This window comes from Streptomyces sp. NPDC048566, assembly GCF_043199735.1.
GTDB lineage: Bacteria > Actinomycetota > Actinomycetes > Streptomycetales > Streptomycetaceae > Streptomyces.
The window spans coordinates 30,568-56,544 of the sequence record NZ_JBICWL010000010.1 but is presented as its reverse complement, the minus strand read 5'-3'; the positions used below and the strand labels follow the sequence as shown (position 1 = coordinate 56,544).

The following is a 25,977-nucleotide window of genomic DNA, read 5'->3' as shown; positions in this document are numbered from 1 at the left end:
GGGGTGCCCGCCGCCGTCCGGGACCACCGCGCCGAGGCGCCGCGCCGGGGTGTGCTCCGTCAGCGGACGACGTCGAGGATGTTCAGCTGGAGGCCGTTGGAGTACACCGCGTGCTCGACGAGCTTCAGCTGCTGCGCGTCCTTGTCCGTGGCGGGGAACAGCCGCTTGCCCGCACCGAGCAGCAGAGGGAAGACGAGCAGGTGGTACCGGTCGACCAGGCCCGCGTCCGCGAGGCCGTGGTTCAGTGCGGCGCTGCCGTGCACGATGATCGGGCCGCCCTCGGTCTTCTTCAGTGCGGCGACCTCGTCCAGGTCGCGCAGGACGGTGGTCTCGCCCCAGTTGGAGACGAGGTCGTCCTCGGTGAGTGAGCCGGACACGACGTACTTGGGCATCTCCTTGTACCGGGCGAACTCCGGCATGTCGGGCCATACGGGGCTGAAGGCCTCGTAGCTGGTCCGGCCCATGAGGATCGCGGTGGACTCCTCCTGCTCCCGGCCTTTGATCTCGTAGGCCTCGGGGACGAACGCGATGTCCTTGAAGGTCCATCCGGAGTTGCGGTACCCGGGTTCGCCGCCCGGGGCCTCCATGACGCCGTCGAGCGAGACGAACGCGGAACTGATCAGAGTGCGCATGCTGGGTTCCTTGCCTGTCCGGTGTGCGTGGCTTCGCCTGCTCTCCGCCCGGTCGGGCGCGAGCCGCCGTTCGGCGTGCCTCCACTATCCGACCGACAAAAAAAATTGTCAAGAAGAAAAGATGTGTCGGATGGTGAGGCGGCGGTCGGATCGGGCGGAGCAGGGTGAGCCGCAGGGGTGGGCGCCGGCGCCGATCGGGGGCCCTCGCTCACCTGTCCCCGGGGGCGGGGGAGTTCGGCGCGGCGGCCTCCAGGTCCGCGATCGTGCCCGCCATGATGGTGCGCACGTGTTCCGTGATGTGAGCGGCGGGCCAGTCCCACCAGGCCACGTCGAGCAGCCGCGCGATCTCCTCCTCGCTGTAGCGGGTGCGGATGAGCCGGGCGGGATTGCCGCCGACGACGCCGTAGTCGGGAACGTCCGAGGTGACCACGGAGGCCGAGGCGATGATCGCTCCGTGACCGATGCGCACACCGGGCATGACAGTCGTGCCGTGTCCGAACCAGACGTCGTTGCCGACCACGGTGTCGCCGCGGTTCGGCAGGCCGGTGAGCAGGTCGGCGTGGTCGGACCAGGAGCCGCCCATGATCGGGAAGGGGAAGGTCGACGGCCCGTCCATACGGTGGTTGGCGCCGTTCATGATGAAGCGGATGCCGGTGCCCAGCGCGCAGAACCTGCCGATGACCAGCTTCTCGGGGCCGTAGTGGTGGAGCACGTTGCGCGTCTCGAACGCGGTCGCGTCGTCGGGGTCGTCGTAGTACGAGTACGCGCCGACCTCGATCAGCGGGGACGTCACGAGCGGCTTGAGCAGCACCACGCGCGGCCGGTCGGGCATCGGGTGCAGGGTCGAGGGGTCGGGTACGGGCATGGCGGTGCGTCCTTCCGGGCGGGTGTCGCGGTCCGTTCCATGATCGTGCCGCGGCCCCCGTCCGGGGACGGTATGCCGGAAGGCGGATGCCGGCGGGTCGCCGGGTGGCGACGCGGCCCGCCCCGGCAGCGCTCGGCGGGCGGGCTCGGCCGTCTGTTCCGCGCCGCGCGCCGTCGGCCGCGCGGGAGCAGTGGTCCACGACGGGTCGGGGTGCGGTCGGGTGCGGGAGGAGCCGCGGTCGGAGGCGTACCGCACCGTCGTCCCGGCCGGTCCCCGGACGCGCCGGCACCGGGACGCGGTCGGCGGACCGCCGGCCGGCCCGCACGGTCGGCGCTCGCCGCCGCCGGCGGCGGCGCGGCTCAGCCGGCCGAGGACGGGTCCGTCGCATCGCCCGGCACTCGGCCGGAGAGGCCGGACCCGCGCGTTCCGGGCTCCGTCCCGCGATCGGCGGGCCGGGGCGGCTCGTCGCCGGCCCGTCCGCCGACGGCCGCCAGTTCCGCCGCGAGGGTCCGCAGCCAGCTGTCGATGTCGACGAGCGTGGGACGAACCGGCGCGGGGGCGGCCGTGATCACCTCGGCGGGCAGGGGTGCCGGTCGTGCCCGCACCCCGCCGGGGGGAAGGAGGGCGGCCCGGTCCATCGCCGTCACCAGTTCGGCGGCCGACGCGCGCGCCCACCGGGCCGCGTCGGGCGGAGCGGGGCCGACGTCCTGGAGCGGCAGCCAGTGCGCCCCGACCATCGCGTGGGAACCGCAGTTGAGCGCCGCGAGCCAGTCCGGGTCCTCCGCGGACGCCCCGCCCTCCGTCCGGTACTGCGCGTACGCCCCCTCGGCGATGCGCAGCCGGTGCCGCGCCAGCCGCAGCGCCTGCGCCGCGGCACGGTCGGGGGCCCGCGTCCCGCCCGGTGAGCCGACCAGCTCGTCCGTGGTCAGCGCGACGAGGGGGCCGACCGCGCGCAGCAACTCGGCGACACCGCGCCGGACTTCGGCGCGGGCTCCGGCGGGCCAGGCGAGGACTCCGCACAGCAGGCCGATCCCGCAGCCCGTCACGACGTCGAGCAGCCGCACCTCGGCGAGCCGCCAGGTGGTCGGGGTGAGCTGGCTGAAGGCGGCCGACACGACCAGGGTGAACAGGCCCTGCGCCCAGGCCGGTCCGGCCACCGGTCCCACCGCGAAGGCCACGAACATGGCAGGCACCAGCACGACCGCGTACACGACGGTCGTGCCGCCCGCGCCGACCAGCAGCGCCCCCGCCGCCAGCGCGCCCAGCAGGGTGCCGACGGCGGCCTTCCGCACGGTCGCCCAGGTGGCGCCCGCGGTCGTGCGCCCGAGGGTCAGGACGGCGAGCAGGACCCAGAAGCCGTGGGCCAGGTCCAGGGTCCCTGCCACCAGTCGGGCCGCTCCGAGGCCCAGGGCCGTCCGGGCGGCGTTCTGGAACAGCACCGAGCGCAGGGTCAGGTTGCCCCGGAGTCGTGCGAGCAGCAGGACGGCGGTGGACGGCCGCGCGTACCAGAACTGCTCGTACGGAAGGCCCGGCGAGGCGCGTCGTCCGGCGAAGGCGATCGCCGCTGCGGTCTGCGCGGTCAGCGCGGAGGCGGAGATGGCGAGGACGTCGGACCGGTGGCGCAGCAGCCGGGGGGAGGGCTCGCGCCGCCCTTCCTCGGTGGCCTGTCCGCGGGTGGCGACGAAGTCGGCCGCCTCCTCTTCGAGGATCTCCGGAGCCGGCACGGCGCGACGGCCCCGCAGGCTCTCCGCCGTGGTGCCGCAGGCGGCGGCGACCGCGCGCAGCAGGGCCGCGCAGTGGGGGTCGTCCCCCCGTCGCGGCACGGGACCGTCGAAGGTGCGGGCCAGATGGTCCAGGACCCGGCGGGTGGCCGATCCGCAGTGGGCCAGGCCGCGGGACGTCCGGTCCGCCCCGGTCGGGCGGGAGGCCGCGGGGAGCTGCGAGAGGCGCAGCGCGCGGCCCTCCGCGCGCAGGCGCCGCGCACGGTCGGGATCGTCTCCGTGACCGCGCGCGGCGGCCAGGGCGGAGGAGGCCGCCAGATCGAGCGCCTGCGCGATCCGGGCGCGGCAGGAGGGGGCGGCGGGCGCCGGCAGGACGAACCGTTCGCACAGGATGAGCAGGAGGCCGCCGGCGAGCAGGCCGCACAGCCGCTGCGGCAGGGTGTCCGGGGCGTACGGAGGGAAGCAGGCGAGCACGTAGAAGAGCAGGAGCCCCGGCACGGTGCTCGCCGGTGCGGGACCGTACGCGGAGCCCAGGGAGACCACGAAGCCGATCACCAGCATTCCGGCCACGGCGGACGCGGTGGTCGCGGCGAGCGCGGTGCCGAGGCAGGCCAGCGCCACCGCGGCCGGCAGGGCGAGCAGGACGGTGCGGGCTCGCCGCCGTCCGCCGCCGGGGACGGGGGAGAGGACGCCGAGGGCGATCGGGGTGAAGAGGGCGTAGACGGCGACCACGGGCCGGTCCAGCGCGTACAGGGCGGGGTAGAAGCCGGCGAGCGAGGCGACGGTGACCCGCGCGGCCTGGCGCGCGGCCCGCACGCGAGCGGGAGGGACGGACCCTTTCGGCATCGACGCTCCTCACCCGGCGCCTCCCCTGGGGCCGTCCCCGCCGTGGCTCCATTGTCGGCCGGGACCGCGGCAGCGGCAGCGCGGCGCCGCGCGGAGGTCGCGTGCCACCGTTCCTCGCCTGCCGCCTGCCGCCTGCCGCCTGCCGCCTGCCGCCTGCCGCCTGCCGCCTGCCGCCTGCCGTCGAGTGAGGCCCGGCGGCCCCGGGCGCGCTGCCGGCCGATCCGTCCACGGACGCACTAGTGCAACCGAAGGGTTGCGCTTGCCTATCCTGTCGTGCAACCCTGGAGTTGCATCTGAAGGTGATATCGAAGGAGTCCCTCATGAGCGAGGACAGGATCGAACGCGAGACCCTGATCGAGGCGTCCCCGGAGCGGGTCTGGTCGCTGGTGGCCCAGCCCGGATTCTGGGTGGCCGACAAGGCGAGCCTGCCGGGCACGGTGGCCGTGGAAGGGGCGTCGCTCGTCCTCAAGAACCCCGAGCACGGCGATTTCCCGGTGCGCGTGGAGAAGGTCGAACCGCCGACGTACCTGGCGTACCGCTGGACCAGCGCCTTCCCCGGGGAGGACCTCCGCGAGGACAACAGCACCCTCGTGGAGTTCACGCTGACGCCCGAGGGCGACGGGACCCGGCTGCGTGTGGTCGAGAGCGGCTTCGCGTCGCTGGCCGGTTCGGAGGAACTGCGCAGCCGGAACGTCGAGGACCACAGCGAGGGCTGGCCCCTGGAACTCGGCGCGCTCAAGGAGCGGGCCGAACAGCCCGCGGCGTGAGCGCGGAGCGACCCGGCGGTGGCGCGGACGTCGACGACGTCCTCGCCGCGCTGGCCGATCCGACGCGTCGTCGACTGCTCGACGTGCTGGCCGGCATGGGGACGGCGACCGCCACCACGCTCGCCGGGCGGCTGCCCGTCTCACGGCAGGCGGTGGTCAAGCACCTCGGCGTCCTGGACGCCGCCGGACTGGTGTCCGGTGTCCGGGTGGGGCGGGAGGTCCGGTACGCGCTGCGTCCCGCGGCGCTGGACGCGACCGCCCGGTGGATGGCCGCGCTCGCCGCGGACTGGGACCGGCGCCTCGCGGACATCAAGCGGGCCGCGGAGGCGCCCGAGGACGGGACGCCGTCCGGACCCGCCTGAGGCCGCGTTCCGGCCGGTCCCGCGTTTCGGCCGGTACCGCTTTCCGGCCGGTCGCGGTGGCGAGGCGGCACCACCCACCGGCCGCTCCCGAAGGGACCGGCGTCCGGCGGGACGTGCGAGACCCGCGGTGCCGGTCCGCCCGCCGCTTCGGTGGCCGGCGCGACACAGGGCGCCGACGCCGCCGACGCCCTGGTTCCGCGGGCGCGCAGGGCGCCCGCGGTCCCGGCGCCGAACGCACGCGGCCGAGGCGTCGGGAAGCGGTGCCGGACACCGCTCGTGCCGTCACCCCGCGCCTGTTCGGGATGCGCTGGGCGGCCCACCGGTTTCGGCTGGGTCACGATGGCGCACGGAGGCGTGGCCCGGACGCGCGCCGGCTCGTTGGGCCGGTCATGACGATGCGGTACCACGAGAGACACGGCGCGCTCGCGGCCCGGCCGCCGGGCGCCGCCTGGCTGGACGACACGGACGGCGGTTGCCGGTGGTGCGGTGAACTGGGCTCCCCGCTCGCCGCCGACGGGGCGGCGGTGGCCGCGGCGGTGCCGACGGAGCCCCGGCCGACCGCGGGCCCGTCCGTGCCCCCGGCGGCGCGAGGTCGCGCCGAGCCGCCGCGCGTGCCGCTCGCTCCGTCGCCCCCCGTGGCGCAGGCGCTGGGGTGGATCGAGCGCACCAGAGTGGTCATGGTGCCGGTGGCCGTCATCACCGTGGTGGCCGCCCTGGCCCTGGTCGCGATGGGCTGATCCCGGACGACCGCCCGCCGCCGCGGGACCGGCGCGCACCCGCCGGCCGACCTCGGCCGCGGGGCCCGAGTGCGCGGGCGGCGAGCCGTGGGCGCGGCTACTTGGAGTCGACGCGGCCCACCGGGTCGGACAGGGTCGCCAGGTCGTCCAGCGCGACCTGCCAGGCGTGGTCCTCCGGGTCGAGTGCGCTGCGGAGATAGGCCGCCGTGAGGTGCGCGACGGCGGCGACGCGTTCGAGGTTCTCGTCCGTGGTCTCGGCGACGTCGTAGCCGGAGACCCCGCCGAGGCCGTGTTCCGCGTCGAACACGGTGAGCAGGGACTTGGGTCCGGGGGACAGGGTGTAGGGGTCGGTGTGCCACGCCGGGCCGGCGACCGTCAGGTGCGTGGAGGCGTCCTTGTCGCCGGCGACCACGAGAGCGGGGGCGCGCATGCCGGAGAAGTCGGTGCTCAGGAAGAACGGGTAGGAGTCCGCGGCGAACGCAGTGAGGGCGTCGCCGCCCCGGCCGGGCGCGGCGAGGAGGACGCCCGCCGTGATCCTCGGGTCGGTGAGATCGACCACGGTGCCGTCCTCCGGGTCCGTGAGCCGGGCGCCGAGCAGCAGGCTCGCCGTGTGGCCCCCCATGGAGTGCCCGGCCACCGCGACCTTCGTCCGGTCCACGCGTCCGCGGAGCGGCGGGACGGCCTCCTCCACCGCGTCGAGCCGGTCCAGGACAAGGCTCATGTCCCGCGCCCGCGAACGCCAGTGCAGCGGCGCTCCGGGCAGGGTCGGGTCCAGGCGCAGCGACCGGGAGCTGAGATGGGTGGGCTGCACGACGACGAAGCCCCGCTCCGCCCAGCGCTGGGCGAGGGGTGCGTAGCCGTTCAGCGAGGAGAGGTGGTGCGAGGCGCCCTGGCCGTGCGAGAGGAGGATGACGGGGAGTCCGGTTCCGGTCAACGGGGCGGACACCCGGAGCTCCAAGTCCACCGCGCGGCCGGGTGCGGGAAGCGTCACCGGGCTCACCGAGAGGACGGCCGGCGACGGTCGGTGGGCGCGGGGCGCGGTGCTGGGGTCGCTCATGGTCCGTGGTTCCTTTCGTGGCCGCCCCCGACGGAGTCGCGGGGGCGGTGGGTGCGGTGCGGGAGGCCGGCGTGCGGCCGTGACAGCGATCCGCGCTCAAGTGGGACGCTGTACCGTTTAATATACGGAACAGCGTCCCGTTTGGTCAACGGCGCGGCACGCGAACCGGGGCCGGTGTCCCTCCGGCGGCCCCGCGGGTCAAGCCCGAGCCGGAACCCGAGCCGGAGGTGCCGGACCCGCGGCACCGGAAGGGAAGGGGCGAGAGGACCCGCGGGGCCGCACGGAGGCCGCGCGGGACGCCTGCCCTCCGCTCCTCGCGCCGCCCCTCCGCTCCTCGCGCCGCCCCTCCGCGCCGCACCCTCGCCGATGTGGCGAGGGCCCGCCGGCCGCGGACGCGAAGGGGTGCCCGGGATCGCCGGTGGCGTCGCCACGACCGTTCGCCGGAAAGGCGATTCACCCTTTCCCGTGCCGGAATCCGTGCCTATCGTGAGGGCATGCGTGACGTACCCGAAGCGCACAGCGGCTGGACGTTCCTGACCAACCACGCCCGTGTGCTCGCCTCGATCGCCGACGACCGCACGACGCGCATCCGCGACATCGCGGCGCGCTGCCGGCTCACCGAGCGGGCGGTGGGGAAGATCATCGCCGACCTCGAACAGGGCGGCTACCTCACACACACCCGGCGCGGACGGTCCAACGAGTACCGGATCGAGGAGGGGACCTCGCTGCGGCACCCCGCGGACCTCGGCCCGACGGTCGGCGAACTCCTCACGCTGATGACCCGGGGACCCGACGGGCACAGCCGTGCGCCGGCCGAGGAGCGGGACGGGCGCGCACATCGACGCTCCGCCCCGCCTCCCGCGGGCGTCTGAACGCGACGGTTCCGCACCCGACTTCACACGTCGGTGGCACGGTCTTGCGATTTCTGGACAAGAGGGAAGCGAACTGGCGCCGGACTCCCGGACCCCTACGGAGGCGACGTTGACGTCCGACACGGACAGGACCCAGTACACGGCACCGCCCGCCGAGACGTCGGCGGACGCGGTGACACGGCTGGAGGGCGAGAACCTCCAGCTCCAGCAGGCGGTGCGCTCCCACGCCGTCGTCGACCAGGCCATCGGGGTCGTCCTCGCCGTCGGGCGGCTGACCCCCGACGAGGGCTGGGACGCCCTGCGGGCCATCTCGCAGAACACCAACGTCAAGCTGCGCCACGTCGCCGAACTCATCGTCGGCTGGGCCCGCACGGGTGAGCTGCCCGCCGAGATCCGAGACGAGCTGGAGCGCCGGCTCGGCCTCGGCGGCACCGGGGGCGAAAGGTAAGGAGCCGGGTAAGAAAACCATCCGGCCCGCCCCCGGTGCTTTGACGAGCGTGCTTCGGGACAGACGCACGGCGTGCTGAAGATACGTCTCGTCGTCCTGCTCGTCCTGCCGACCGCGGCGGCGATCGCCGCCGCGGTCCTCGTCTCGCCCTGGTGCTGGGCGGCGGGCGGCCCGCTGCTGCTGCTCTCCGCGCTGGCCGTCCACGACCTCGTGCAGCGCCGGCACGCGGTGCTGCGGAACTACCCGGTCCTCGGACGTCTCCGCTTCGCACTGGAGGCCCTGCGCCCCGAGCTCCAGCAGTACTTCATCGAGCGGAACTTCGACGGGCGGCCCTTCGACCGCGACACCCGCAGCATCGTCTACGAACGGGCCAAGGGAACCGACGCCGAGGAGCCCTTCGGCACCGAACGCGACCTGTACCGCTCCGGGAGGGAGTACCTCACCCCGTCCATGGCCCCCTGCCCGGTACCCGACGAACCGCCCCGGGTCCGGATCGGCGGACCCCACTGCACGCAGCCGTACGACATGGCGCTCCTCAACGTCTCGGCGATGAGCTTCGGCTCCCTTTCCGCCAACGCCGTGCTCGCGCTCAACACCGGTGCCCGGCTCGGCGGATTCGCGCACGACACCGGAGAGGGCGGCCTGTCCGCGTACCACCTGCGACCCGGCGGGGACCTCGTCTGGGAGATCGGCACCGGCTACTTCGGCTGCCGCACGGACGACGGGGACTTCGACGAGAAGCAGTTCGCCGAGAAGGCGGCCCACGAGCAGGTCAAGTGCGTGTCCCTGAAGATCAGCCAGGGCGCCAAGCCGGGCATCGGCGGTGTCCTGCCCGGCGCCAAGGTGAACGCGGAGATAGCCGAGGTCCGCGGAGTGCCGCAGGGGAAGACGGTGGTCTCGCCGCCGTTCCACCGGGTGTACGACACCCCGCGGGAACTGGTGCGCTTCCTCGCCCGGATGCGCGAACTGGCCGGTGGCAAACCCGTCGGGTTCAAGCTGTGCGTCGGCTCCCGGCGCCAGTTCCTCGCCGTCTGCAAGGCCATGCTCGAAGAGGACGTCACGCCCGACTTCATCATCGTCGACGGGGCCGAGGGCGGAACCGGGGCGGCCCCCCTGGAATTCGCCGACAACGTGGGACTGCCCCTCGACGAGGGGCTGATGGCCGTGCACAACGCCCTCGTCGGCGTCGGCCTGCGCGACCGCGTCACCATCGGGGCGAGCGGCAAGGTCGCCACCGGCAGCGACCTCGTCAAACGCCTGGTGCAGGGCGCCGACTACACCAACGCCGCCCGCGCCATGATGTTCGCGGTGGGCTGTATCCAGGCCCAGCGCTGCCACACCAACACCTGCCCCGTCGGCGTCGCCACCCAGGACGAGCGCCGGGGCCGCGCCGTCGACGTCGGGGACAAGTCCCACCGCGTCCACCGCTACCAGGCGGCGACGGTGCGCAGCGCCCAGCAGATCATGGGGGCGATGGGTGTCGACGCCCCGCGCGACCTGCACCCCCACATGCTGCTCAAGCGGGTCGACCCGCACACCGTCCGCTCCTACGCCGAGCTCTACGAGTGGCTCACTCCCGGACAACTCCTCGCATCGGCACCCGACAGCTGGGCAACCGACTGGCGGGCGGCCCACCCGGACCGCTTCACCCACTGAACGCACCCCCGGCCGACCGGCCGGCCGCATCCGACCGGAGGACATTCCCGTGACACGCACCGTCGCCCAGGTGATCGTCGACGCGCTCGAGGAACTGGGCGTCCGGCACGTCTTCGGGGTCGTCGGAGACGCCCTGAACCCGTTGACCGACGCCATCCGCACCACGGAGGGGGTCGACTGGGTCGGCTGCCGGCACGAGGAGGCCGCGGCGTTCGCCGCGGGCGCCCAGTCGCAGCTCTCCGGCACCCTCGGCGTCTGCATGGGCACCGTCGGGCCGGGCTCGGTCCACCTGCTCAACGGACTCTACGACGCGGCCAAGAGCCGCACGCCCGTCCTCGCCATCTGCGGCCAGGTCCCCCTCGCCGAGATCGGCAGCGACTACTTCCAGGAGGTCGACAACGATCTCCTCTTCCGGGACGTCGCCGTCTACCGGGCCACCGTCACCTCACCCGACCAGATGCCCCGCATGCTCGAATCCGCGGTGCGCGCCGCGTTCAGCCGGGGCGGCGTGGCCGTCCTGACCGTCCCCGGCGACCTCGGCGACCGGGAGGTCGCCGAGGACCGGCCGACCCGCTTCGCCCTCGACCGCGCCGTCACCCGCCCCGACGACCCCGCCCTCGAACGCGCCGCCGACCTGCTCAACAGCGCCTCGAAGGTCACCCTCCTCGTCGGCCGCGGCGCGCGCGAGGCCCGCGCCGAGGTCCTGCGCGCCGCCGAACTGCTCGCCGCCCCCATGGTGCTCACCCTCAAGGCGAAGGAGGGCTTCGAGGACGACAACGCCTACCAGGTCGGCCAGACCGGGCTCATCGGCAACCCCGCCGCCGCCCACGCCCTCGACCACGGCGACGCGCTGCTCATGCTCGGCACCGACTTCCCCTACCGCGACTGGTATCCGAAGGACTGCAAGGTCGTGCAGATCGACGCCCGCGAGGAACACCTGGGGCGGCGCGTCCCAGTGGACGTGGGCCTGGCCGGAGACGTCGGCGCGACCCTGCGCGCCCTGCTGCCGCTGCTCGACGGGTCCGCGGACCGCACCCATCTCGACGACGCCCGCGACCGGTTCACCGGCTGGCAGGAAGGTCAGCGCAAGCTGGCCGAGCCCGGACACGACCGACGCTGGACCGGAAAGCTGCGCGCCGCGCTGGACAACCGCGACCACGAGATCCGCCCCGAGGCGCTCGCCGCGGCCGTCGACACCTTCGCCGACCAGGACGCGGTGTTCACCTCCGACACCGGAATGGCCACCGTCTGGCTCTCCCGCTTCGTCACCATGACCGGCACCCGCCGCCTGATCGGCTCCTACAACCTCGGCTCCATGGCCAACGCCATGCCCCAGGCGCTCGGCGCCCAACTCTGGGCACCCGAACGCCAGATCGTCGCCTTCTGCGGCGACGGCGGACTCGGCATGCTGCTGGGCGACCTCATGACCATCGCGACGTACCGGCTGCCCGTGAAGCTCGTCGTGTTCGACAACCGGCGGCTCGGCATGGTCAAGCTGGAACAGGAACAGGCGGGGCTGCCCGAGTTCGGCACCGAACTCGACAACCCCGACTTCGCGGCGGTGGCCACCGCGCTCGGTCTCACCGGCATCAGGGTCACCGACCCGGCCGACCTGCACGACGGCGTGCGCCGGGCGTTCGCCACCCCCGGACCGGTCGTGCTGGACGTGCTGACCAATCCCGAGGAGGTGGCGGTGCCGGGCAAGCCGACGGTGTCCCAGGGCTGGGGCTTCGCGATCGCCAAGGTCAAGGAGGTCCTGGCGAGCCGGGAGGGCTGAGCGCGCCGGACGTCAGGCGGCGGCGAGCGGCACGCGCAGCGCGCTGCGCCGCTCCCGCCAGGCGGCCAGCAGGTGGGCGGCCAGCCGGTCCTCCAGATGACCGGTGGCCCGCACGCCGAAGGCCACGTCCGGTTCGAGGTCGGGCTCGTCCTCCAGGAGCCCGCCGACCACCTCGTGCCGCACGACCTGTGCGTGCGCGGCGTCCGCCGCGGCGTGCTCGTCGAAGAACCGCCGGGCCGCCCTGCCGGCGCCCATCCGCCGCAGCGCGGCGGCCAGCCGCCGCGACCTGGGCGAGGACGTGGTCTCCACGGCGGCGAAGTGCCCCACCAGCGCACCCCGCAGCGCCCGGTGCAGGCCCAGCAGCGACATCAGGTTCACGGTCGCGAGCGCCTGCGCCGGAGCCGCGTCCAGATAGTGGCCGTACTCGGTGCGCAGACCGAGATCCGCCATGAGGTCGGCGAACAGCCGGGCGTGGACGGCCTCTTCCCGTCCGGCGCCGAACTCGTCGTACTCCACCGCGACCATGGCCGCCTTGGCCCGGCCGTGCAGCCGGGGGACGACCCACACGTGCGGATCGGCCTCCTTGAGGTGGTACAGCGAGCGCAGGGCGGCGTACTCCCGGAACTGCCACAGCTCGCCGTCGCGTTGGAGGTAGTGGCTGACGCCGGTGCCGTCACGGGCCGGCGGCTCCTCCCGGAGGGCGTCGAGCGCGGCGCCGGCGTCGTGGTCGTCGGGCACGTCGATGCGCAGCGCGTGGAGGAAGCGCAGCTCCAGCGACCGGCGCAGGGCCAGCAGCCCCGGGTCCCACTCCCGCTCGTCGTTCACCTCGGCGAAGCCCCGGTAGTGGAGTTCGTACAGCGTGTACAGGGTGAGCTGCAGGTCGTCGCCGTAGGGGTCGGCCTCCTCCAGGCCGTCGGGGGCCGGCAGTGGTGTCCCGTAGCGCAGCGTGGACAGCAGCGGGCGGGACAGCGCGCCGCGCTCGGAGGGCAGCGGGGAACCGCTCATGACGCGCCCCGGTGCCCGCGACGGCGGCGGCCGGTGGCGCACCACGGGCGGATGCGGCGGCGGACGCGGGCCGCGGGCCGGAAGCGGTGCGAGGCGCGGACCGTGCCGTCCTCGCCGACGCCCTCGACGGGTCCTACGACGAGAACCGGCCCGGCGCGGCCCACGGTGACGCGGCGCGGTCGCTCAGGACGGCCGGGCACGGATGGCCACCAGCTCTTCCAGGTCGTCCTCGGAGGCCGGGAACCCCGGGCGGCGGAGCCGGACAGGTCGGCGCTCGGACCGGACGGGGCGTCCGGCGACGCGGGCCTCGGACCCGGCCCGCGTCGCCGCGGTGCCGCGGAGCGCCGAGTGGACCGCCGGGAGCATGCCCCCGATGCGCGGGGCAAGCCCTGCGGTGCCGGTGCACGGCTCGGGTACGCCGGTCGAAACTCTCGCGTCCTCCCGTGCCGGGGCGCGCGGCAGCAGGCGGGTCTCCTCGTGGGGGGCGTATCCGCCGGGAGGCGTCGGGAGGGGGCTGTAGCGGGGTGTTCCCATGACGGCCTCCGGATCGCATGTCGGAGCAAAAGGGGCGAAAAGTATTCCCTGGGGTGGGTGCCCCGCCGGCGCGGACCTGACACGTGCCGCGGTGGCCCGCTTCGCCGGTGCCCGGGGCCGCGGCTGGGCGGGTGCGCCGACCTGGGGCGTCGCGCCGTCCCGCGCCTGTGCGGAATTCCTGTGTGGCGCCGGTACCGCACGCCACACAGGAGTAGCCGACAGGAGGGTGAAGCCGGCTGCACCCATTTTATCGGGGTATGACGGACATGGCTGTTCCGGCAATCCGAGGCACCGCCCGCCGGAGCCCGACATCGTCCGCCGCCAGAGGGGTACTCGGGCCCGACGCCACCGTCACGTCCCGTCCGCGAAGGAGGCGAGAGGGCTGTCGAGACACCGGGTACCGCGACCAGCCACCGCGTCCCGGCGCGCCGGGACGCGCCGGGCGGGCGACGCTGGAAGAGCGGTCCCGGCCGCCCCGAGTCGCGCCGCGACTGCGCCGAACGGGTGGCCGCACACCGGGCGCGCCCGAGTGCGCCCGGCCGGGTGACGGTCCCACCCGGAGCGGGCCGCCCCGAGCCGCACCCCCGAGCCGAAAGGAGAGTGGCCGCCATGGTCACCGTGTCCCTCACCGGAGCCTCCAAAGAAGACGCCGCCGCGGTCTTCGACGTCCTGCGGACGGCATTTCCCGTCGACCGTCCCGACGACGCGCTCCGGGACCAGGCGGGCGGCCACCCGCCCGTGTGGACGGCCGAGTTCGAGCCCACCGACGAGCGCGTCCCCACCGGCCCCACCCCGCTGAGCGGCTCCGTGGCCGCCACGCTGCAAGGCGGTTACGTCGCCGTCGACCGGCTCCGCGAAGCCCTCGGCGGCTCCTTCACCGTGCAGGAGCGCGGCTCGGCCTCCGGCGACCAGGAGAAGGAAGTCGACCTCGAACTGCGGACGAAGGCGTAGCAAGGCGGATACGGCGTACTCGGGTCCGGCGGCCGGGTGCGGGAACCCGAGGCAGAGGCCGCCCCCCGCCGCTCGTACGAAGCCCTGAGCCCCGAGGAGGAGACCGGCATGGTGCAGATCGGCTACACGATGATGACGGAACAGGCGGGGCCGCGTGACCTCGTCGCCCACGTGGTGGGCGCCGAACGCGCCGGGTTCGACTTCTCCGTCACCTCGGACCACTACTTCCCCTGGCTGGAGTCGCAGGGGCACGCCCCGTACGTCTGGAGCGTCCTTGGCGCCGCGGCGCAGGCCACCGAGCGCATCCCGCTGATGACGTACGTGACGTGCCCCACCACCCGCTACCACCCGGCGGTCGTCGCGCAGAAGGCCGCCACCCTGCAACTGCTCTCACAGGGCCGCTTCCGGCTCGGACTGGGATCCGGCGAGAACCTCAACGAGCACGTGGTGGGCGGCGGCTGGCCCTCCGCCCGGGTCCGGCTGGCGAAGCTGGAGGAGGCGGTGCAGATCATCCGCAGGCTCTTCGACGGGGAGAGCGTCCACCATCACGGGCCTCACTTCGACGTCGAGAACGCCCGGCTGTGGGATCTGCCCGATCAGCCTCCGCCGATCGGCGTGGCGGTCTCCGGCGACCGGTCCTGCGCACTCGCCGGGCGGCTGGCCGACGTACTGATCGCCACGGAGCCCAGGCCGGAACTGGTGTCCGCCTTCGAGGCTCACGGAGGCCGGGGCAAGCCCAGGATCGGCCAGCTGCCCGTCTGCTTCGACACCGACCGCGACGCGGCCGTCGCCCGCGCCCACGACCAGTTCCGCTGGTTCGGCAGCGGCTGGCCCGTGAACTCCGAACTGCCCGGGACCACGGCCTTCGCCGCAGGCACCCGGTTCGTCCGGCCCGAGGACGTGGCCGCGTCGATCCCGTGCGGCGACGACGTCGACGCGTTCGTGGACGCCGTCCGGCCCTTCGTCGACGCGGGGTTCACCGAGGTCGCGCTCGTGCAGATCGGCGGGGATCACCAGGTGCCCTATCTGGAGTGGGCCGAGCGGAAGCTGCTGCCGGCCCTGAGGGCCCTGTGAACCGGCGACGCGCACGGCCCGACGGGGTGTGCGCTGGAGGAAGGGGACAGGCCGTCACCGGACGAGGGGAACCGCGATGACCACGCAACGCGCCGCCATCTTCGACGTCGACGGAACGCTGGTCGACACCAACCATCTGCACGTCGTCACCTGGTGGGAGGCATTCCGCCAGGGCGGCCACCGGGTACCCATGGCCGAGATCCACCGGGCGGTCGGACTCGGCGGGGGAGACCTGATCGAGCGCCTGCTCGGGGAGGACCGCGACAAGGGACAGGACGAACAGTTCGTCGCCGCCCACCACGCCCTGTACGCGACGTACCACGACCGGCTGCCGGCCATCGACTCGGCCCGGGACCTGCTGCGCGAACTGGCCGCCCGGGACTGGCGGATCGTCCTCGCCACCTCCGCGAGCGGGGCGGAACTCGCCGCCCTGCGCCGCGCGATCGACGCCGACGACGTCATCCTCGGCGCGGCGAGCGCCGACGACGTGTCCGAGGGCAAGCCGGCGCCCGGGCCCGTCGAGCGGGCCAGGGAACTCGCGGGGGTCGCCGCGGACAACGCGGTGTTCGTCGGCGACACCGTGTGGGACATGCGCGCCGCCGCACGGGACGGCACGACGCCCCTCGCCGTCCTGTCCGGCGGGATTCCCCGCGCCGATCTGGAGGAAGCCGGGGCGCGCGCCGTGTACCGGGACCTCGCCGACCTCCTGGACCGCCTCGACACCAGTGTCTTCGCCGATCGCGCGTGACGGGGGAGTGGTGTTCCGTGGCCGATGCGTGAAGCGTTGCGAACCGGACTCCTGAAGTGCCCGGATCGGGGTACCCGCTCTCCGACCGGGAGCCGGGACCATCCGCGGGTGTACCGGCCGGGCCGAGGACAACGGGCAAGGAGGCGATCGCCGTGGTGAGTGCGCGGCCGCAGGTCCAGGAAACCGACGAACAGCCACGAGAGGCCGGATCGCAGCAGGTCGGTGACCTGGTGCAGCAGGCGTCGTCGCAACTGACCGAGTTGGTCCGGGGCGAACTGCGCCTGGCCCAGGCGGAGATGCAGGAGAAGGGCAGGCGCTACGGCAGGAGCGGCGGGTTGTTCGGCGGGGCCGGCGTGGTCGGCTTCCTCGCTCTGCAGGCCCTCGTGGCGACGGCCGTCGCCGCACTCGCGGTGCCGCTCCCGGTGTGGGCCGCGGCGCTGATCGTGACCGCGGTCCTCGGTGCCGTCGCCGCGGTGCTCGCCCTGAGCGGCAGGAAGCAGGTCCACCGGGCGGCACCGCCCAAACCCGAGCAGGCGATCGAGAACGTCAAGGCCGACGTGGCCGAGATCAGGAGGAGTGCCCACCGATGAGCAAGCCGTCCGACGGCGAACAGACCGCCGCCACCCCCGAGGAACTGCGCGAGCAGGTCGAGCAGACCCGCGTCGAACTCGGGGACACCGTGCAGGCGCTCGCCGACAAGGCCGACGTCAAGGCCCGCGCCAAGGAGAAGGGCGCGCAGGCCAAGGAGAAGGGCCAGGAGGTGGCCGGACAGGCTACGGCCAAGGCGGCCGAACTGAAGGAGAAGGCGGTGCTGGCCGCCCACTCCGTCCAGGACAAGGTTCCGGACCCCGTCAAGGACAAGGCCGCCCAGACCGCCGTCCAGGTCCGCGGCACCGCGGAGAAGGCGGGTCGTGTCTGGGACGAGAAGGCACCCGAGCCGGTGCGCCGGCAGGCCGCCGAGGGCGCGCGCGTGGCACGGGACAACCGCAAGCTCCTGCTGGCGGCGGCCGGAGCGTGCGCGGTCGTCTGGCTGGCGGTCCGGCGCAGGAAGGGGTGACCGGGGCGCCTCACCGTGCCCGGAACGGGATGCACGAGGCGCGCCGGAGGGAAAGACGGGGAGACGAGGGCCGGAGGGCACCGCCACGGCGGCGCCCTCCGGCCCTCGTCGTGCGCGGCAACCGCCGGTTGCGGGCGTTCGACCCGAGCGGCGTACGTGCGCGACGTCGTGTGCCGTGCGCTGCGCCGGACGGCCTCCCGGCCCCGCACCGTGAGGGGCTCACCTTCCAACGCGCGGGTGCGCTCGGGGCCGGTCGGGGTATCCGAAGATCCACGCGCGTCGGGGCGGGGCTCGGCGCGCACGCGGGTCACCGGCCCGCACGCTGGCCACGGGCGAGAGGACGACGATGGAGAGCCGGACGCGGGACGACAGGCAGGGCGACGGGCGCGACGAGTCCGCCCACGAGCGCGCCGACCGGATGTGGGGCGACCTGCTCCAGGAGATCCGGGTCGCGCAGACCGGCGTGCAGATCCTCTTCGGCTTCCTGCTGACCGTGGTGTTCCAGCCGACGTACCGGCAGTTGTCGGATCAGGACCAGACGCTCTACATGGTCACGATCGTCCTCGGGGCCACGGCGACGGGCTCCCTCATCGGACCCGTGGCGTTCCACCGGATCGTCTCCGGGCGCCGCATCAAGCCGCAGGCCGTCCGGTGGGCCGCGCGGCTGACCCTGCTCGGCCTCACCCTGCTGCTCCTGACGATGGTCTCCTCCCTCCTGCTGGTTCTGCGCACGGCCACCCATGACGACGGCTTTGTGCCGTGGATCGTCGCGGGCGTGGCCGCGCTCTACCTCGTGTGGTGGCTGGTGATTCCGGTGGTGCTCCTGCTGAGGAGCGACGCCGACGCCGACGCCGGGGCCGGGGCCGACGGGGACAAGTGACCGCACCCCTCGCGCGAGGGGCTCGGTGCCGCGCGACGCGGATCGGACACCCGCGTACACCTCGGGCCGGGCGAGCGGCGACCGGGCGGGGCGGCGGGGAGCCGCCCCGCCCGGCGGCATCCGGTGGCGGTGGCCGGGGCGAGCGGTCGCGTGCGGGAGGTGTCCCGGTGTCAGCGGTTGCGGATGGCGCTGGTGGTGAAGAAGCCGGTCGCCGCGGCGGCGACGAGGGCACAGACGGACAGGAGCAGGGTTCGGCGCACGGAACGTCCTCTCGGGGTGACACATGGACAGGTACGCTGCACAACGCCGTACCCGCCGTCGAGGATCGCCGCGGGGCCGTACGCCACCCGCATGGACGCCATCACGGGACCCGGCCGGCCCCGGCCGCGCCCGGCCGCGGCTGTAGTGTCCGGTCATGTCCCAGCAGGAGATAGACGCGCTGACCGCCGAGTTCTTCGGGGCCTTCGACAACCGGGGAGGCGCCGGGGCCGATGTCGCCCGGATCCGCCGGCTGGTCGTCCCGGGCGGGCTGATCGTGAAGACGGGGCCCCAGTACACGGCCTACACCGTGGACGAGTTCGTCGTCCCCCGTGAACGGCTCCTCTCCGAGGGCCGGTTGGTCGGTTTCCACGAGTGGGAGACGTCCGAGCGGACCGACATCGCCGGTGACGTCGCCGCGCGGTTCGGCACGTACCGGAAGGCCGGCACGCTCGACGGCGAGCCCTTCGAGGGCGGCGGCACCAAGGCGATCCAGTTCGTCCGCACACCTCAAGGCTGGCGGATCTCCGCGTTCGCCTGGTACGACGCGCCCTGATCCGCGGGGCACGGCCGGCGGGCTCGGGCGGTGCGGGCCGGCCGCCCCGTGCTCGACGGCCGGCCGGCCCGGTCCCGGTGAACCGCCCCGCCGGGTGGCCGGGTTCAGCGGACGCGGGCGACCGCCGCGTAGATGCCGCTTCCCTCGGGCGCCGCCGACGCGTCCGGGCCGACCCACTCCGTCGCCGTCACCAGACCCGGCGCGACGAGGTCCAAGCCGTCGAAGAACCGCTCCACCTCCGCGCGGGTGCGGAAGCCGAGCTTGATGCCTCCCTTGGCGTACTCGGCCGTGACCTGCGCGGACAGCTCCGGGTAGATGTCGGAGGCGGCGTGCGACAGCACCAGGTAGCTGCCCGAGGGCAGAGTGGCGACCAGGTTGCGCACGATGCCGTGCGCGTCCTGCTCGTCGGGGATGAAGTGCATCAGCGCGATCAGGGACATCGCGACGGGGCGGGTGAAGTCCAGGATGTGTCGGGCGTGCTCCACGATCTGCTGCGGCTGCCGCACATCGGCCTGGATGTAGTCGGTGGCCCCCTCGCGGCTGCTGACCAGCAGGGCCTCGGCGTGCCGCAGCACGATCGGGTCGTTGTCGGTGTAGACGACCTTGGCCGTCGGCACCACGCCCTGCACGATCTGGTGGAGGTTCGGCTCGGTGGGGATGCCGGTCCCGATGTCCAGGAACTGGTCGACGCCCTGACGGGCGAGCCAGCCGGACGCCCGGTGCATGAACTGCCGGTTCTGCCGGGCGGCGTCCTTGGCCTCCGGCGGCAGCTTCTCGCCGACCGCCTCGTCCACGGGGTAGTTGTCCTTGCCGCCCAGCAGCCAGTCGTAGACCCGCGCCGGATGCGCCTTGCTGGTGTCGATCGGCGGGAACGGCTGCGGATCGATCGTCATGGAAGCTCCCATCGCGCCGGTGAGCGGGCTGGCCGAGTGTTCGATCATCCTACTCGGGCCTGTCATGTATGCCGTGCGCAGGCGGAGTTGGGCCGCGGGCCGGGCCGTACTGCGTATCGATCGGACGGTCGGGTCGGTGCCGCGGCGGTCCGGGCGGCGGAGCGCGGCTGCCGCTATTCCGGTTCCGCTCCCGGCTCCGTGCGCCGTCCGCGCGGCACGCCCCTTCGGCCGCTCCGGACGCACGACGACAGCGCCGGAGGGACGGGCGCCTTGAGCCGGCGCGGCCCGGCGTGGCCGGTTTTGAATGACGCTTTACATGTCGACTGCAACCAGGGGCAGGCGCACAGGGTCCAAGACAGCAGTGAGGCAGGCAAGCGAACAAGCCGGGGTGGACGTGAAGCGACGCAGCGGAATAGCGACGGCACTGGTCACGGTGGTGGTGCTGGCGGGCACCAGCGCCTGCGGGGGAGGGGCCGCGAAGGCGGGCTCCGGCGACGGGAAGAGCGGCGGCTCCGGGAAACCCTCTGCCAGTGCGAAGCCGTCGCCACCGAAGCCCTCGGGACCGCCGATGCTGCTGGACACGATCATGCCGCAGAGCGGAAGCACGGTCGGTGTCGCGATGCCGATCTCGGTGGTCTTCACGAACCCGGTGGCCCAGAAGGCCCGGGCGGACATCGAGAAGCACATGAAGGTGACGGCGTCCCAGCCGACGGAGGGCGCCTGGCACTGGTTCGGCGACCGGCGCGCCGACTGGCGGCCCAAGGAGTACTGGGCGTCCGGCACCAAGGTGAAGATCGACGCCGATCTCAAGGACGTCGGCAACGGCAACGGCCGCTACGGCGTGCACTCCTACGTGCACGAGTTCACCGTCGGCGACGACGTCCGGGCCGACGTCTCCGCGACCGGCCACACGATGAAGGTCACCAGGAACGGCCACACCGTGCGGACCCTGTCGATCAACGCGGGCAGCACCCAGTACCCCACGTGGAACGGCACGATGGCGGTCATCGACAAGCAGAAGAAGGTCCACATGACCTCGTGCAGCGTCGGCATCAGCTGCACGAAGGGAAGCCCGGACTACTACGACCTGACGCTGCCCTGGGACGTCCACCTCACCCAGTCGGGCACCTACGTCCACTACTCCACGGGCGACCCGAACCCCGGCAGCGGCAGTGCCCGCGGCTCGCACGGCTGCGTCCACCTGTCGATGTCCGACGCCAAGTGGTTCTACGGCCAGGTCAAGCAGGGCGACCCGGTGACCGTCACCGGGTCGCCGCGGGCGAAGGCGCCGGCCGACAACGGCTACGCCTCCTTCAACCTCGGCTGGGACCAGTGGCTGGCGGGCAGCGCGAGCGGAGCCGTCACCGCCGGGTGACGCGCGGCCGGCGGCCCGTCGCCCCGGGCCGTCAGAACAGCATGGCCAGAGCGCCGGGGAGCACGCGGGCGGTGACGGGGAGGACCGCGTCCACCTCCCCGTCGGCGCCGTAGGGCACGGGCCGGTCCGCCTCGACGCGGATCTCCCGGCCCCGCAGGATCACCACTTCGGGCCGGTCCACGTGGGCACCGGTCTTCAGCTCGTTCATCAGGGTGAAGAACAGCCGCCGCGGCGCCTCCCGGATCATGACGACGTCCAGCAGGCCGTCGTCCACCCGTGCCGCCGGCGCGATGATCCGCCCCGAGCCGTAGAACGCGGAGTTCGCCGCCACCACGGTGTATCCGCGGTGCGCGTGCTCCACGCCGTCGACGGTGACCCGGTACGACGCGGGGCGCCACCCCGTCACCGCCCGCAGGCCGCCCGCGTAGTAGGAGGCGGCCCCGCGCAGCAGCCGCGCCTGGTTGGCGTGCCGGTTGGCGAGCGCGTCGACGCCCGCGTACACGCTGCCCAGGACCACGGTGCGGGCGTGGGCCGCCGACTCCACCTCGATGGTGTCGACCCGCCGCGGTGCGGCGTCGAGCAGGACCCGTGCCAGTTCGGCCGGCTCGGTGGGCAGGCCGAGTGCCCGCGCGAAGTCGTTGCCGCGGCCGGCCGGGACCAGGCCGAGCACGGTGCCGGTCCCGCTGAGGGCACCCCCGATGCCGCCGGCGATCCCGTCGCCGCCGACGGCGAGCACCGTCCGGCCGCGTTCTCCGGCGGCGCGGGCGAGTTCGCGTGCGTGGGCCAGGCTGCGGCTGTACTCGGTGTCCAGCCCGGCCCCCGCCTCCCGCAGCAGCCGGGCCACATGGAGCAGGGCCGCGGCCCCGGTGGAGCCGCCCGCAGTGGGATTGACGACCGCGGTGAACTGTCGCATCGATGTGCCTCCGGGCGGTGGTGGGTGAGGAGGAGCGGGGGGCGTGGGGCGGAGCGGGGCCGGGGGCGGTCAGTCCGACGGGAGCAGGATTCCGGGGCTGCAGACGCCGTCGGGGTCCAGCCGCCGCTTGACGGCGCGCAGCGCCTCGATGCCGAGCGGGCCGGCCTCCCGCACGTACGCGGCGCGGTGGTCGGTGCCCACGCCGTGGTGGTGGCTGATCGTGCCGCCCGCCCTGAGCACGGCCTCGTTCGCCGCCCGCTTCGCCGGCGCCCAGTGCGCCACGGCGTCCTCGCCCTGGGCGCTGACGACGGTGAAGTACAGGGACGCGCCGTTCTCGTACACGTGCGAGATGTGGCACATGACCAGCGGCGGGGTGCCGGCCGCCGTGAGCGTCTTGGTCAGCGCGCCGCGGACGGCCGCGTACAGGGCGGGGACGCGGGACCAGAACGTCGCGGTCTCCAGGGTCTCGGCGAAGGCGCCCGCGTCGAGCAGGGCGTCCCGCAGGTAGGGCGCCGAGTACCGGCCGTGGGCCCAGCGTTCGCCCGGTTCGGCCCCCAGGTATGTCCCGCCGGCGGCGCGCAGTACGGCGGCGGCCTGTTCGCGGCGGCAGGCGGTGTCGGCCTCGGTCCCCTCGTATCCGGCGATCGCCGTGCATCCGGCGTCCGCCGGTACCTCGGCCGCGCCGATGGCGTCCGGCTGGGCGAGGCCGACGAAGGTCTCGGTCTCGTCGGACAGGCGCAGCACGGTGGGCCGCGGGCCGTCCTGGGCGAGGCGGCGCAGCGCGGCGGTTCCCTCCTCGAAGGAGGCGAAGCGCCAGCCCTCGTAGACGCGGGTGCGGGGCAGCGGCCTCACCCGCACGGTCACCGCGGTGATCACGCCGAAGGCGCCCTCCGACCCGAGGATCAGCTGCCGCAGGTCGGGGCCGGCCGCCGAGCGGGGTGCGCGGCCCACGTCCAGGGTGCCTTCGGGGGTGGCCACGGTCAGGCCGAGGACCATCTCGTCGAAGCGCCCGTAGCCGGCGGACGCCTGCCCGCTGGAACGGGCCGCCGCGAATCCGCCGATGGTGGCCCACTCGTAGGACTGCGGGAAGTGCCCCAGGGTGAAACCGTGTTCGGCCAGGAGTGCTTCGGCGTCGGGGGCGCGCAGGCCGGGCTGGAGGGTGGCGGTGCGGGAGACGGGGTCGATGTCGGTCAGGCCGTTCATCCGCCGCAGGTCGAGGGCGACGAACGCGCTCCGCTCGGGGGCGAGACCGCCGACGACGGAGGTGCCGCCTCCGAACGGGACGGCGGCGAGGCCGTGTTCGGCGCACACGCGCAGCACGGCGAGCACCTCGTCGTGGCCGCCGGGCAGGACCACCGCCCCCGGGGCGTCCGTGGCGTCGCCCTCGCGGATCTTCAGCAGGTCCGGCGTGGACTTGCCGCGGGTGTGCCGGATGCGGCTCTCCGCGTCGGTGCGCACGTGCTCCTCGCCGCCCACGGCCCGCGCCAGCGCACGCAGCGCGGCGTCCGGCGGGGGGTCGGCGACGGCGATCTCCGCGAGCGGGCGGGTGCCGGTCTCACGCGGCTTGACGCCGAGCAGGTCCCGCAGCAGGCCGGTCACCGCGTCGGGCAGCGGTGCCGCCTCGGCGGGGTCGCCCCAGCCACTCCACAGCATGTCCATGAACGTCGTCCTCATCGGTCGTCATCGGTCGGTCCGCTCCGCGCCGTTTCCCGCCCGGCCGCACCGGGCGTTACACTGTTACACATGGCGCCTATTCGTCACAACCATGTGGACCAGCCGGACAGCGATCCCGTCCTCGACGCCGTGCGCGACTGCGTGCTGGCCGTCGGAGTGCGGCGCACGACCCTCACGGACGTCGCCCGCCGGGCCGGCGTCTCGCGCATGACGCTCTACCGCCGCTGGCCCGACGTACGCTCCCTGGTCGGCGATCTGATGACGCGTGAGTGGATCGACGTGGCGACCGGCGCCATGCCGGAGCCGAGCCCGGACCACGCCACCCGCGCGCTGATCGTGGACGGGCTGGTGGCCGGGGTCGAGGCGTTCCGCGCCCACCCCCTCTTCCGCAAGATCGTCGACGTCGACCCCGAACTCCTCCTGCCCTACGTGCTGGACCGCCGCGGAGCCAGCCAGGAGGCCCTGCTCGCCCTCCTGGCCGAGGCGCTGAAGGAGGGGCACGCCGACGGATCGGTGCGCCGGGCCCCGGTCGAACGGCAGGCGCGCGCGGTGCTGCTGGTCGTCCAGTCCTTCACCCTGTCGCTGCGGACCATGACCGACGAGGACGACCCGGAGCTGACCGGCGCCGCCTTCCTCGGCGAACTGCGCACCCTTCTGGAGAGGACCCTCACGCCATGAGCCACGCGAGCCGCAACTCCCTCCCGGTCGCCGCCGGATCGTCCCTCTCCGCCGCCCGCCGCCGCCGTGAGCTGGCCGAGGCGGCCGGCGGCGGGACGGCCGACGTCCTGGTCGTCGGCCTCGGCGCCACCGGCGCCGGGGTCGCCCTCGACGCCGCCGCCCGCGGCCTGAGCGTCGTCGCCGTCGACGCCCACGATCTCGCCTTCGGCACCTCCCGCTGGAGCTCCAAGCTCATCCACGGCGGCCTGCGCTACCTCGCCTCCGGGCAGTTCGACGTCGCCCACGAGAGCGCGGTCGAGCGCGGGGTGCTGATGGAACGCACCGCCCCCCACCTGGTGCGCGCCCAGCCCTTCGTGCTGCCCCTCACGCCCATGGTGTCGCGGGGCCAGTCGTCCCTGGCCTGGGCCGGGTTCCGTGCCGGCGACGCGCTGCGGCTCGCCGCCCGCACCGCCCGGGCCACGCTGCCGGCACCCCGCCGGCTGTCGTCCGTGGAGGCCCGCCACCTGGCCCCGTCCGTACGCGCGGCGGGACTGCGCGGCGGACTGCTCTCCTGGGACGGGCGGGTCACCGACGACGCCCGGCTCGTCACCGCGATCGCCCGCACGGCGGCCTCCCGCGGCGCACGCGTGCTGACCCGCGTGCGCGCCCTGGAACTCACCGGCTCGGGAGCCCGTGTCCGCGACGAACTCACCGGCGAGCAGGGCGAGATCAGGGCCCGTTGCGTCATCAACGCCTCGGGCGTCTGGGCCGGCGAACTCGTCGAGGGCATCCGCGTCCGCCCCTCACGCGGCACCCATGTCGTCCTGCCCGCAGAGCTGTTCGGGCCGCTCCCGGCGGGGCTGCACATCCCGATCCCCGGGGAGAGCAACCGCTTCGTCCTCGTCCTGCCCCAGGACGACGGCCGGGTGTACGTCGGCCTGACCGACGAACCCGTCGACGGGGACATCCCGGACGTGCCGGAGGTTCCCGAATCCGACATCGGCTTCCTGCTCGACGTCCTCGGATCGGCCCTCGACGTACCCGTCGGCCGGGACGACGTGCTGGGCGCCTTCGCCGGACTGCGCCCCCTGCTCGACGCCGCGCCGACCCGGTCGGGCGAAACGGCCCGCACCTCCGACATCTCCCGGCGGCACGCCGTCCTCACCTCGGACGACGGGGTCGTCACCGTCGTCGGCGGGAAGCTCACCACCTACCGCCGCATGGCGCAGGACGCCGTCGACGCGGCCGTCGCCGCGCGCGGCCTGCGGGCCGGTCCCTCCCCGACCGCCTCCCTGCCCCTGGTCGGCGCGGCGGCCCCGCACCGCCTCCGCGCCCTGGCCGCCCCCGGTGCCCTCGTCCGCCGCCACGGCACCGAGGCCACGGCGGTGCACGCGCTGGGCGACCGCGATCCCGGCCTGAACGAGCCCGTCGTGCCGGGCCACCCCGTCACCCGGGCCGCCCTGGTGTGGGCCGCCCGGCACGAGGGAGCCCTCGACGAGGCGGACCTGCTGGACCGCCGTACCCGCATCGGCCTGGTGCCGCACGACCGGGAGGCGGCCCTCGAGGCGGCCCGCGAGGCGCTGGAGGCGGCGGCACAGCCTGCCTGACCCCGGCTCCGGCGCCCGCGCCGCTCCCGCGGCGGGCCGCCGCCCCCACCGGTGC

General features: G+C 74.2%; 26 protein-coding genes. 17 read left to right on the top strand and 9 right to left on the bottom strand.

Annotation, left to right across the window (positions count from 1 at the left end; all coding sequences use genetic code 11):
- Positions 1-59: 59 nt before the first annotated feature.
- The 3 genes from ACGFS9_RS17655 to ACGFS9_RS17645 all read right to left on the bottom strand — a co-directional run bounded on the left by ACGFS9_RS17655 (position 60) and on the right by ACGFS9_RS17645 (position 4,064).
- On the bottom strand, positions 60-632 hold the full coding sequence (locus ACGFS9_RS17655) for a dihydrofolate reductase family protein (protein ID WP_393254138.1): 573 nt from the start codon (positions 630-632) through the stop codon (positions 60-62).
- Between the two features lie 208 nt (positions 633-840).
- Positions 841-1,497 (bottom strand): CatB-related O-acetyltransferase, encoded by a 657-nt coding sequence (locus ACGFS9_RS17650; protein WP_393254136.1) that lies wholly within the window; start codon positions 1,495-1,497, stop codon positions 841-843.
- Between the two features lie 359 nt (positions 1,498-1,856).
- Positions 1,857-4,064 (bottom strand): FUSC family protein, encoded by a 2,208-nt coding sequence (locus ACGFS9_RS17645; RefSeq protein ID WP_393254134.1) that lies wholly within the window; start codon positions 4,062-4,064, stop codon positions 1,857-1,859.
- Positions 4,065-4,384: 320 nt separating this feature from the next.
- Between ACGFS9_RS17645 and ACGFS9_RS17640 the strand changes: the two genes are divergently transcribed.
- From ACGFS9_RS17640 to ACGFS9_RS17630, 3 genes are all read left to right on the top strand, one after another.
- Positions 4,385-4,831, top strand: a complete 447-nt coding sequence (locus ACGFS9_RS17640) for an SRPBCC domain-containing protein (RefSeq protein WP_393254133.1) — start codon at positions 4,385-4,387, stop codon at positions 4,829-4,831.
- The gene (locus ACGFS9_RS17635) at positions 4,828-5,193 is read left to right on the top strand and encodes an ArsR/SmtB family transcription factor (protein WP_393254131.1); all 366 of its coding nucleotides are present in this window, start codon (positions 4,828-4,830) and stop codon (positions 5,191-5,193) included. The genes ACGFS9_RS17640 and ACGFS9_RS17635 overlap by 4 nt, the downstream gene beginning before the upstream one ends.
- A 389-nt stretch (positions 5,194-5,582) precedes the next feature.
- The gene (locus ACGFS9_RS17630; protein ID WP_393254129.1) at positions 5,583-5,930 is read left to right on the top strand and encodes a hypothetical protein; all 348 of its coding nucleotides are present in this window, start codon (positions 5,583-5,585) and stop codon (positions 5,928-5,930) included.
- A gap of 97 nt (positions 5,931-6,027) precedes the next feature.
- Here the strand turns inward: ACGFS9_RS17630 and ACGFS9_RS17625 are convergent, their stop codons facing one another.
- On the bottom strand, positions 6,028-6,987 hold the full coding sequence (locus ACGFS9_RS17625; RefSeq protein ID WP_393254128.1) for an alpha/beta hydrolase family protein: 960 nt from the start codon (positions 6,985-6,987) through the stop codon (positions 6,028-6,030).
- A gap of 494 nt (positions 6,988-7,481) precedes the next feature.
- On the opposite strand from ACGFS9_RS17625, the gene ACGFS9_RS17620 reads away from it, so the two are divergent.
- The 4 genes from ACGFS9_RS17620 (at position 7,482) to ACGFS9_RS17605 (ending at position 11,740) form a co-directional block, all read left to right on the top strand.
- Positions 7,482-7,859, top strand: coding sequence for an ArsR family transcriptional regulator (locus tag ACGFS9_RS17620; protein ID WP_393254126.1), 378 nt, complete (start codon positions 7,482-7,484; stop codon positions 7,857-7,859).
- A gap of 109 nt (positions 7,860-7,968) precedes the next feature.
- Positions 7,969-8,307, top strand: a complete 339-nt coding sequence (locus ACGFS9_RS17615) for an ANTAR domain-containing protein (protein ID WP_393254124.1) — start codon at positions 7,969-7,971, stop codon at positions 8,305-8,307.
- 72 nt (positions 8,308-8,379) lie between these two features.
- Entirely contained in the window at positions 8,380-9,963 is a 1,584-nt protein-coding gene (locus ACGFS9_RS17610; protein ID WP_393254122.1) for an FMN-binding glutamate synthase family protein, read from the top strand.
- A 49-nt stretch (positions 9,964-10,012) separates the two neighbouring features.
- Entirely contained in the window at positions 10,013-11,740 is a 1,728-nt protein-coding gene (locus ACGFS9_RS17605) for a thiamine pyrophosphate-dependent enzyme (RefSeq protein ID WP_393254120.1), read from the top strand.
- Between the two features lie 12 nt (positions 11,741-11,752).
- Here the strand turns inward: ACGFS9_RS17605 and ACGFS9_RS17600 are convergent, their stop codons facing one another.
- Positions 11,753-12,745, bottom strand: coding sequence for an iron-containing redox enzyme family protein (locus ACGFS9_RS17600; RefSeq protein WP_393254119.1), 993 nt, complete (start codon positions 12,743-12,745; stop codon positions 11,753-11,755).
- Positions 12,746-13,888: 1,143 nt separating this feature from the next.
- Between ACGFS9_RS17600 and ACGFS9_RS17595 the strand changes: the two genes are divergently transcribed.
- The 7 genes from ACGFS9_RS17595 (at position 13,889) to ACGFS9_RS17565 (ending at position 18,803) form a co-directional block, all read left to right on the top strand.
- Positions 13,889-14,230 (top strand): hypothetical protein, encoded by a 342-nt coding sequence (locus tag ACGFS9_RS17595; protein WP_393254118.1) that lies wholly within the window; start codon positions 13,889-13,891, stop codon positions 14,228-14,230.
- Positions 14,231-14,338: 108 nt separating this feature from the next.
- Positions 14,339-15,304, top strand: a complete 966-nt coding sequence (locus tag ACGFS9_RS17590) for an LLM class F420-dependent oxidoreductase (protein WP_393254117.1) — start codon at positions 14,339-14,341, stop codon at positions 15,302-15,304.
- A gap of 76 nt (positions 15,305-15,380) precedes the next feature.
- Positions 15,381-16,052, top strand: a complete 672-nt coding sequence (locus tag ACGFS9_RS17585; protein WP_393254115.1) for an HAD family hydrolase — start codon at positions 15,381-15,383, stop codon at positions 16,050-16,052.
- A gap of 155 nt (positions 16,053-16,207) precedes the next feature.
- Positions 16,208-16,642, top strand: a complete 435-nt coding sequence (locus ACGFS9_RS17580) for a phage holin family protein (protein ID WP_393254113.1) — start codon at positions 16,208-16,210, stop codon at positions 16,640-16,642.
- Positions 16,639-17,109, top strand: coding sequence for a DUF3618 domain-containing protein (locus ACGFS9_RS17575; protein ID WP_393254112.1), 471 nt, complete (start codon positions 16,639-16,641; stop codon positions 17,107-17,109). The genes ACGFS9_RS17580 and ACGFS9_RS17575 overlap by 4 nt, the downstream gene beginning before the upstream one ends.
- A gap of 346 nt (positions 17,110-17,455) precedes the next feature.
- A complete protein-coding gene (locus ACGFS9_RS17570) occupies positions 17,456-17,989 on the top strand; it encodes a DUF6328 family protein (protein WP_393254110.1) in 534 nt (177 codons plus the stop codon).
- A gap of 415 nt (positions 17,990-18,404) precedes the next feature.
- Positions 18,405-18,803 (top strand): DUF4440 domain-containing protein, encoded by a 399-nt coding sequence (locus ACGFS9_RS17565; RefSeq protein ID WP_393254108.1) that lies wholly within the window; start codon positions 18,405-18,407, stop codon positions 18,801-18,803.
- A 104-nt stretch (positions 18,804-18,907) separates the two neighbouring features.
- Here the strand turns inward: ACGFS9_RS17565 and ACGFS9_RS17560 are convergent, their stop codons facing one another.
- Positions 18,908-19,696: an SAM-dependent methyltransferase gene (locus ACGFS9_RS17560; RefSeq protein WP_393254106.1), complete on the bottom strand. Its 789-nt coding sequence runs from the start codon at positions 19,694-19,696 to the stop codon at positions 18,908-18,910.
- A gap of 312 nt (positions 19,697-20,008) precedes the next feature.
- Positions 20,009-20,284 (bottom strand): hypothetical protein, encoded by a 276-nt coding sequence (locus tag ACGFS9_RS17555; protein WP_393254104.1) that lies wholly within the window; start codon positions 20,282-20,284, stop codon positions 20,009-20,011.
- On the opposite strand from ACGFS9_RS17555, the gene ACGFS9_RS17550 reads away from it, so the two are divergent.
- Positions 20,265-21,071 (top strand): Ig-like domain-containing protein, encoded by an 807-nt coding sequence (locus ACGFS9_RS17550; RefSeq protein ID WP_393254103.1) that lies wholly within the window; start codon positions 20,265-20,267, stop codon positions 21,069-21,071. The genes ACGFS9_RS17555 and ACGFS9_RS17550 overlap by 20 nt on opposite strands.
- 31 nt (positions 21,072-21,102) lie before the next feature.
- Here ACGFS9_RS17550 and ACGFS9_RS17545 read toward each other — a convergent pair whose 3' ends face one another.
- Positions 21,103-21,984 carry a YegS/Rv2252/BmrU family lipid kinase gene (locus ACGFS9_RS17545; RefSeq protein WP_393254102.1) on the bottom strand — a complete coding sequence of 294 codons (882 nt, stop codon included), beginning with the start codon at positions 21,982-21,984 and terminating at the stop codon, positions 21,103-21,105.
- A 69-nt stretch (positions 21,985-22,053) separates the two neighbouring features.
- Complete coding sequence (locus ACGFS9_RS17540) at positions 22,054-23,643, bottom strand: FAD-binding oxidoreductase (RefSeq protein ID WP_393254371.1); 1,590 nt, start codon at positions 23,641-23,643, stop codon at positions 22,054-22,056.
- Positions 23,644-23,727: 84 nt separating this feature from the next.
- Here ACGFS9_RS17540 and ACGFS9_RS17535 point away from each other — a divergent pair, with 84 nt between their 5' ends.
- The gene (locus ACGFS9_RS17535) at positions 23,728-24,336 is read left to right on the top strand and encodes a TetR/AcrR family transcriptional regulator (RefSeq protein WP_393254100.1); all 609 of its coding nucleotides are present in this window, start codon (positions 23,728-23,730) and stop codon (positions 24,334-24,336) included.
- A complete protein-coding gene (locus ACGFS9_RS17530) occupies positions 24,333-25,922 on the top strand; it encodes an FAD-dependent oxidoreductase (protein ID WP_393254099.1) in 1,590 nt (529 codons plus the stop codon). The genes ACGFS9_RS17535 and ACGFS9_RS17530 overlap by 4 nt, the downstream gene beginning before the upstream one ends.
- The last annotated feature ends 55 nt before the right edge of the window (positions 25,923-25,977 follow it).

Bases quoted from the DNA above. Each gene is read 5' to 3' on its own strand.
- ACGFS9_RS17590 (WP_393254117.1), top strand. From the start codon at position 14,339: ATGGTGCAGATCGGCTACACGATGATGACGGAACAGGCGGGGCCGCGT.
- ACGFS9_RS17550 (WP_393254103.1), top strand. From the start codon at position 20,265: ATGCTGCTGGACACGATCATGCCGCAGAGCGGAAGCACGGTCGGTGTC.
- ACGFS9_RS17640 (WP_393254133.1), top strand. From the start codon at position 4,385: ATGAGCGAGGACAGGATCGAACGCGAGACCCTGATCGAGGCGTCCCCG.
- ACGFS9_RS17530 (WP_393254099.1), top strand. From the start codon at position 24,333: ATGAGCCACGCGAGCCGCAACTCCCTCCCGGTCGCCGCCGGATCGTCC.
- ACGFS9_RS17630 (WP_393254129.1), top strand. From the start codon at position 5,583: ATGACGATGCGGTACCACGAGAGACACGGCGCGCTCGCGGCCCGGCCG.
- ACGFS9_RS17570 (WP_393254110.1), top strand. From the start codon at position 17,456: ATGGAGAGCCGGACGCGGGACGACAGGCAGGGCGACGGGCGCGACGAG.
- ACGFS9_RS17650 (WP_393254136.1), bottom strand. From the start codon at position 1,497: ATGCCCGTACCCGACCCCTCGACCCTGCACCCGATGCCCGACCGGCCG.
- ACGFS9_RS17575 (WP_393254112.1), top strand. From the start codon at position 16,639: ATGAGCAAGCCGTCCGACGGCGAACAGACCGCCGCCACCCCCGAGGAA.
- ACGFS9_RS17555 (WP_393254104.1), bottom strand. From the start codon at position 20,284: ATGATCGTGTCCAGCAGCATCGGCGGTCCCGAGGGCTTCGGTGGCGAC.
- ACGFS9_RS17535 (WP_393254100.1), top strand. From the start codon at position 23,728: ATGGCGCCTATTCGTCACAACCATGTGGACCAGCCGGACAGCGATCCC.
- ACGFS9_RS17655 (WP_393254138.1), bottom strand. From the start codon at position 632: ATGCGCACTCTGATCAGTTCCGCGTTCGTCTCGCTCGACGGCGTCATG.
- ACGFS9_RS17560 (WP_393254106.1), bottom strand. From the start codon at position 19,696: ATGACGATCGATCCGCAGCCGTTCCCGCCGATCGACACCAGCAAGGCG.
- ACGFS9_RS17620 (WP_393254126.1), top strand. From the start codon at position 7,482: ATGCGTGACGTACCCGAAGCGCACAGCGGCTGGACGTTCCTGACCAAC.
- ACGFS9_RS17585 (WP_393254115.1), top strand. From the start codon at position 15,381: ATGACCACGCAACGCGCCGCCATCTTCGACGTCGACGGAACGCTGGTC.
- ACGFS9_RS17565 (WP_393254108.1), top strand. From the start codon at position 18,405: ATGTCCCAGCAGGAGATAGACGCGCTGACCGCCGAGTTCTTCGGGGCC.
- ACGFS9_RS17645 (WP_393254134.1), bottom strand. From the start codon at position 4,064: ATGCCGAAAGGGTCCGTCCCTCCCGCTCGCGTGCGGGCCGCGCGCCAG.
- ACGFS9_RS17625 (WP_393254128.1), bottom strand. From the start codon at position 6,987: ATGAGCGACCCCAGCACCGCGCCCCGCGCCCACCGACCGTCGCCGGCC.
- ACGFS9_RS17600 (WP_393254119.1), bottom strand. From the start codon at position 12,745: ATGAGCGGTTCCCCGCTGCCCTCCGAGCGCGGCGCGCTGTCCCGCCCG.
- ACGFS9_RS17595 (WP_393254118.1), top strand. From the start codon at position 13,889: ATGGTCACCGTGTCCCTCACCGGAGCCTCCAAAGAAGACGCCGCCGCG.
- ACGFS9_RS17540 (WP_393254371.1), bottom strand. From the start codon at position 23,643: ATGGACATGCTGTGGAGTGGCTGGGGCGACCCCGCCGAGGCGGCACCG.
- ACGFS9_RS17545 (WP_393254102.1), bottom strand. From the start codon at position 21,984: ATGCGACAGTTCACCGCGGTCGTCAATCCCACTGCGGGCGGCTCCACC.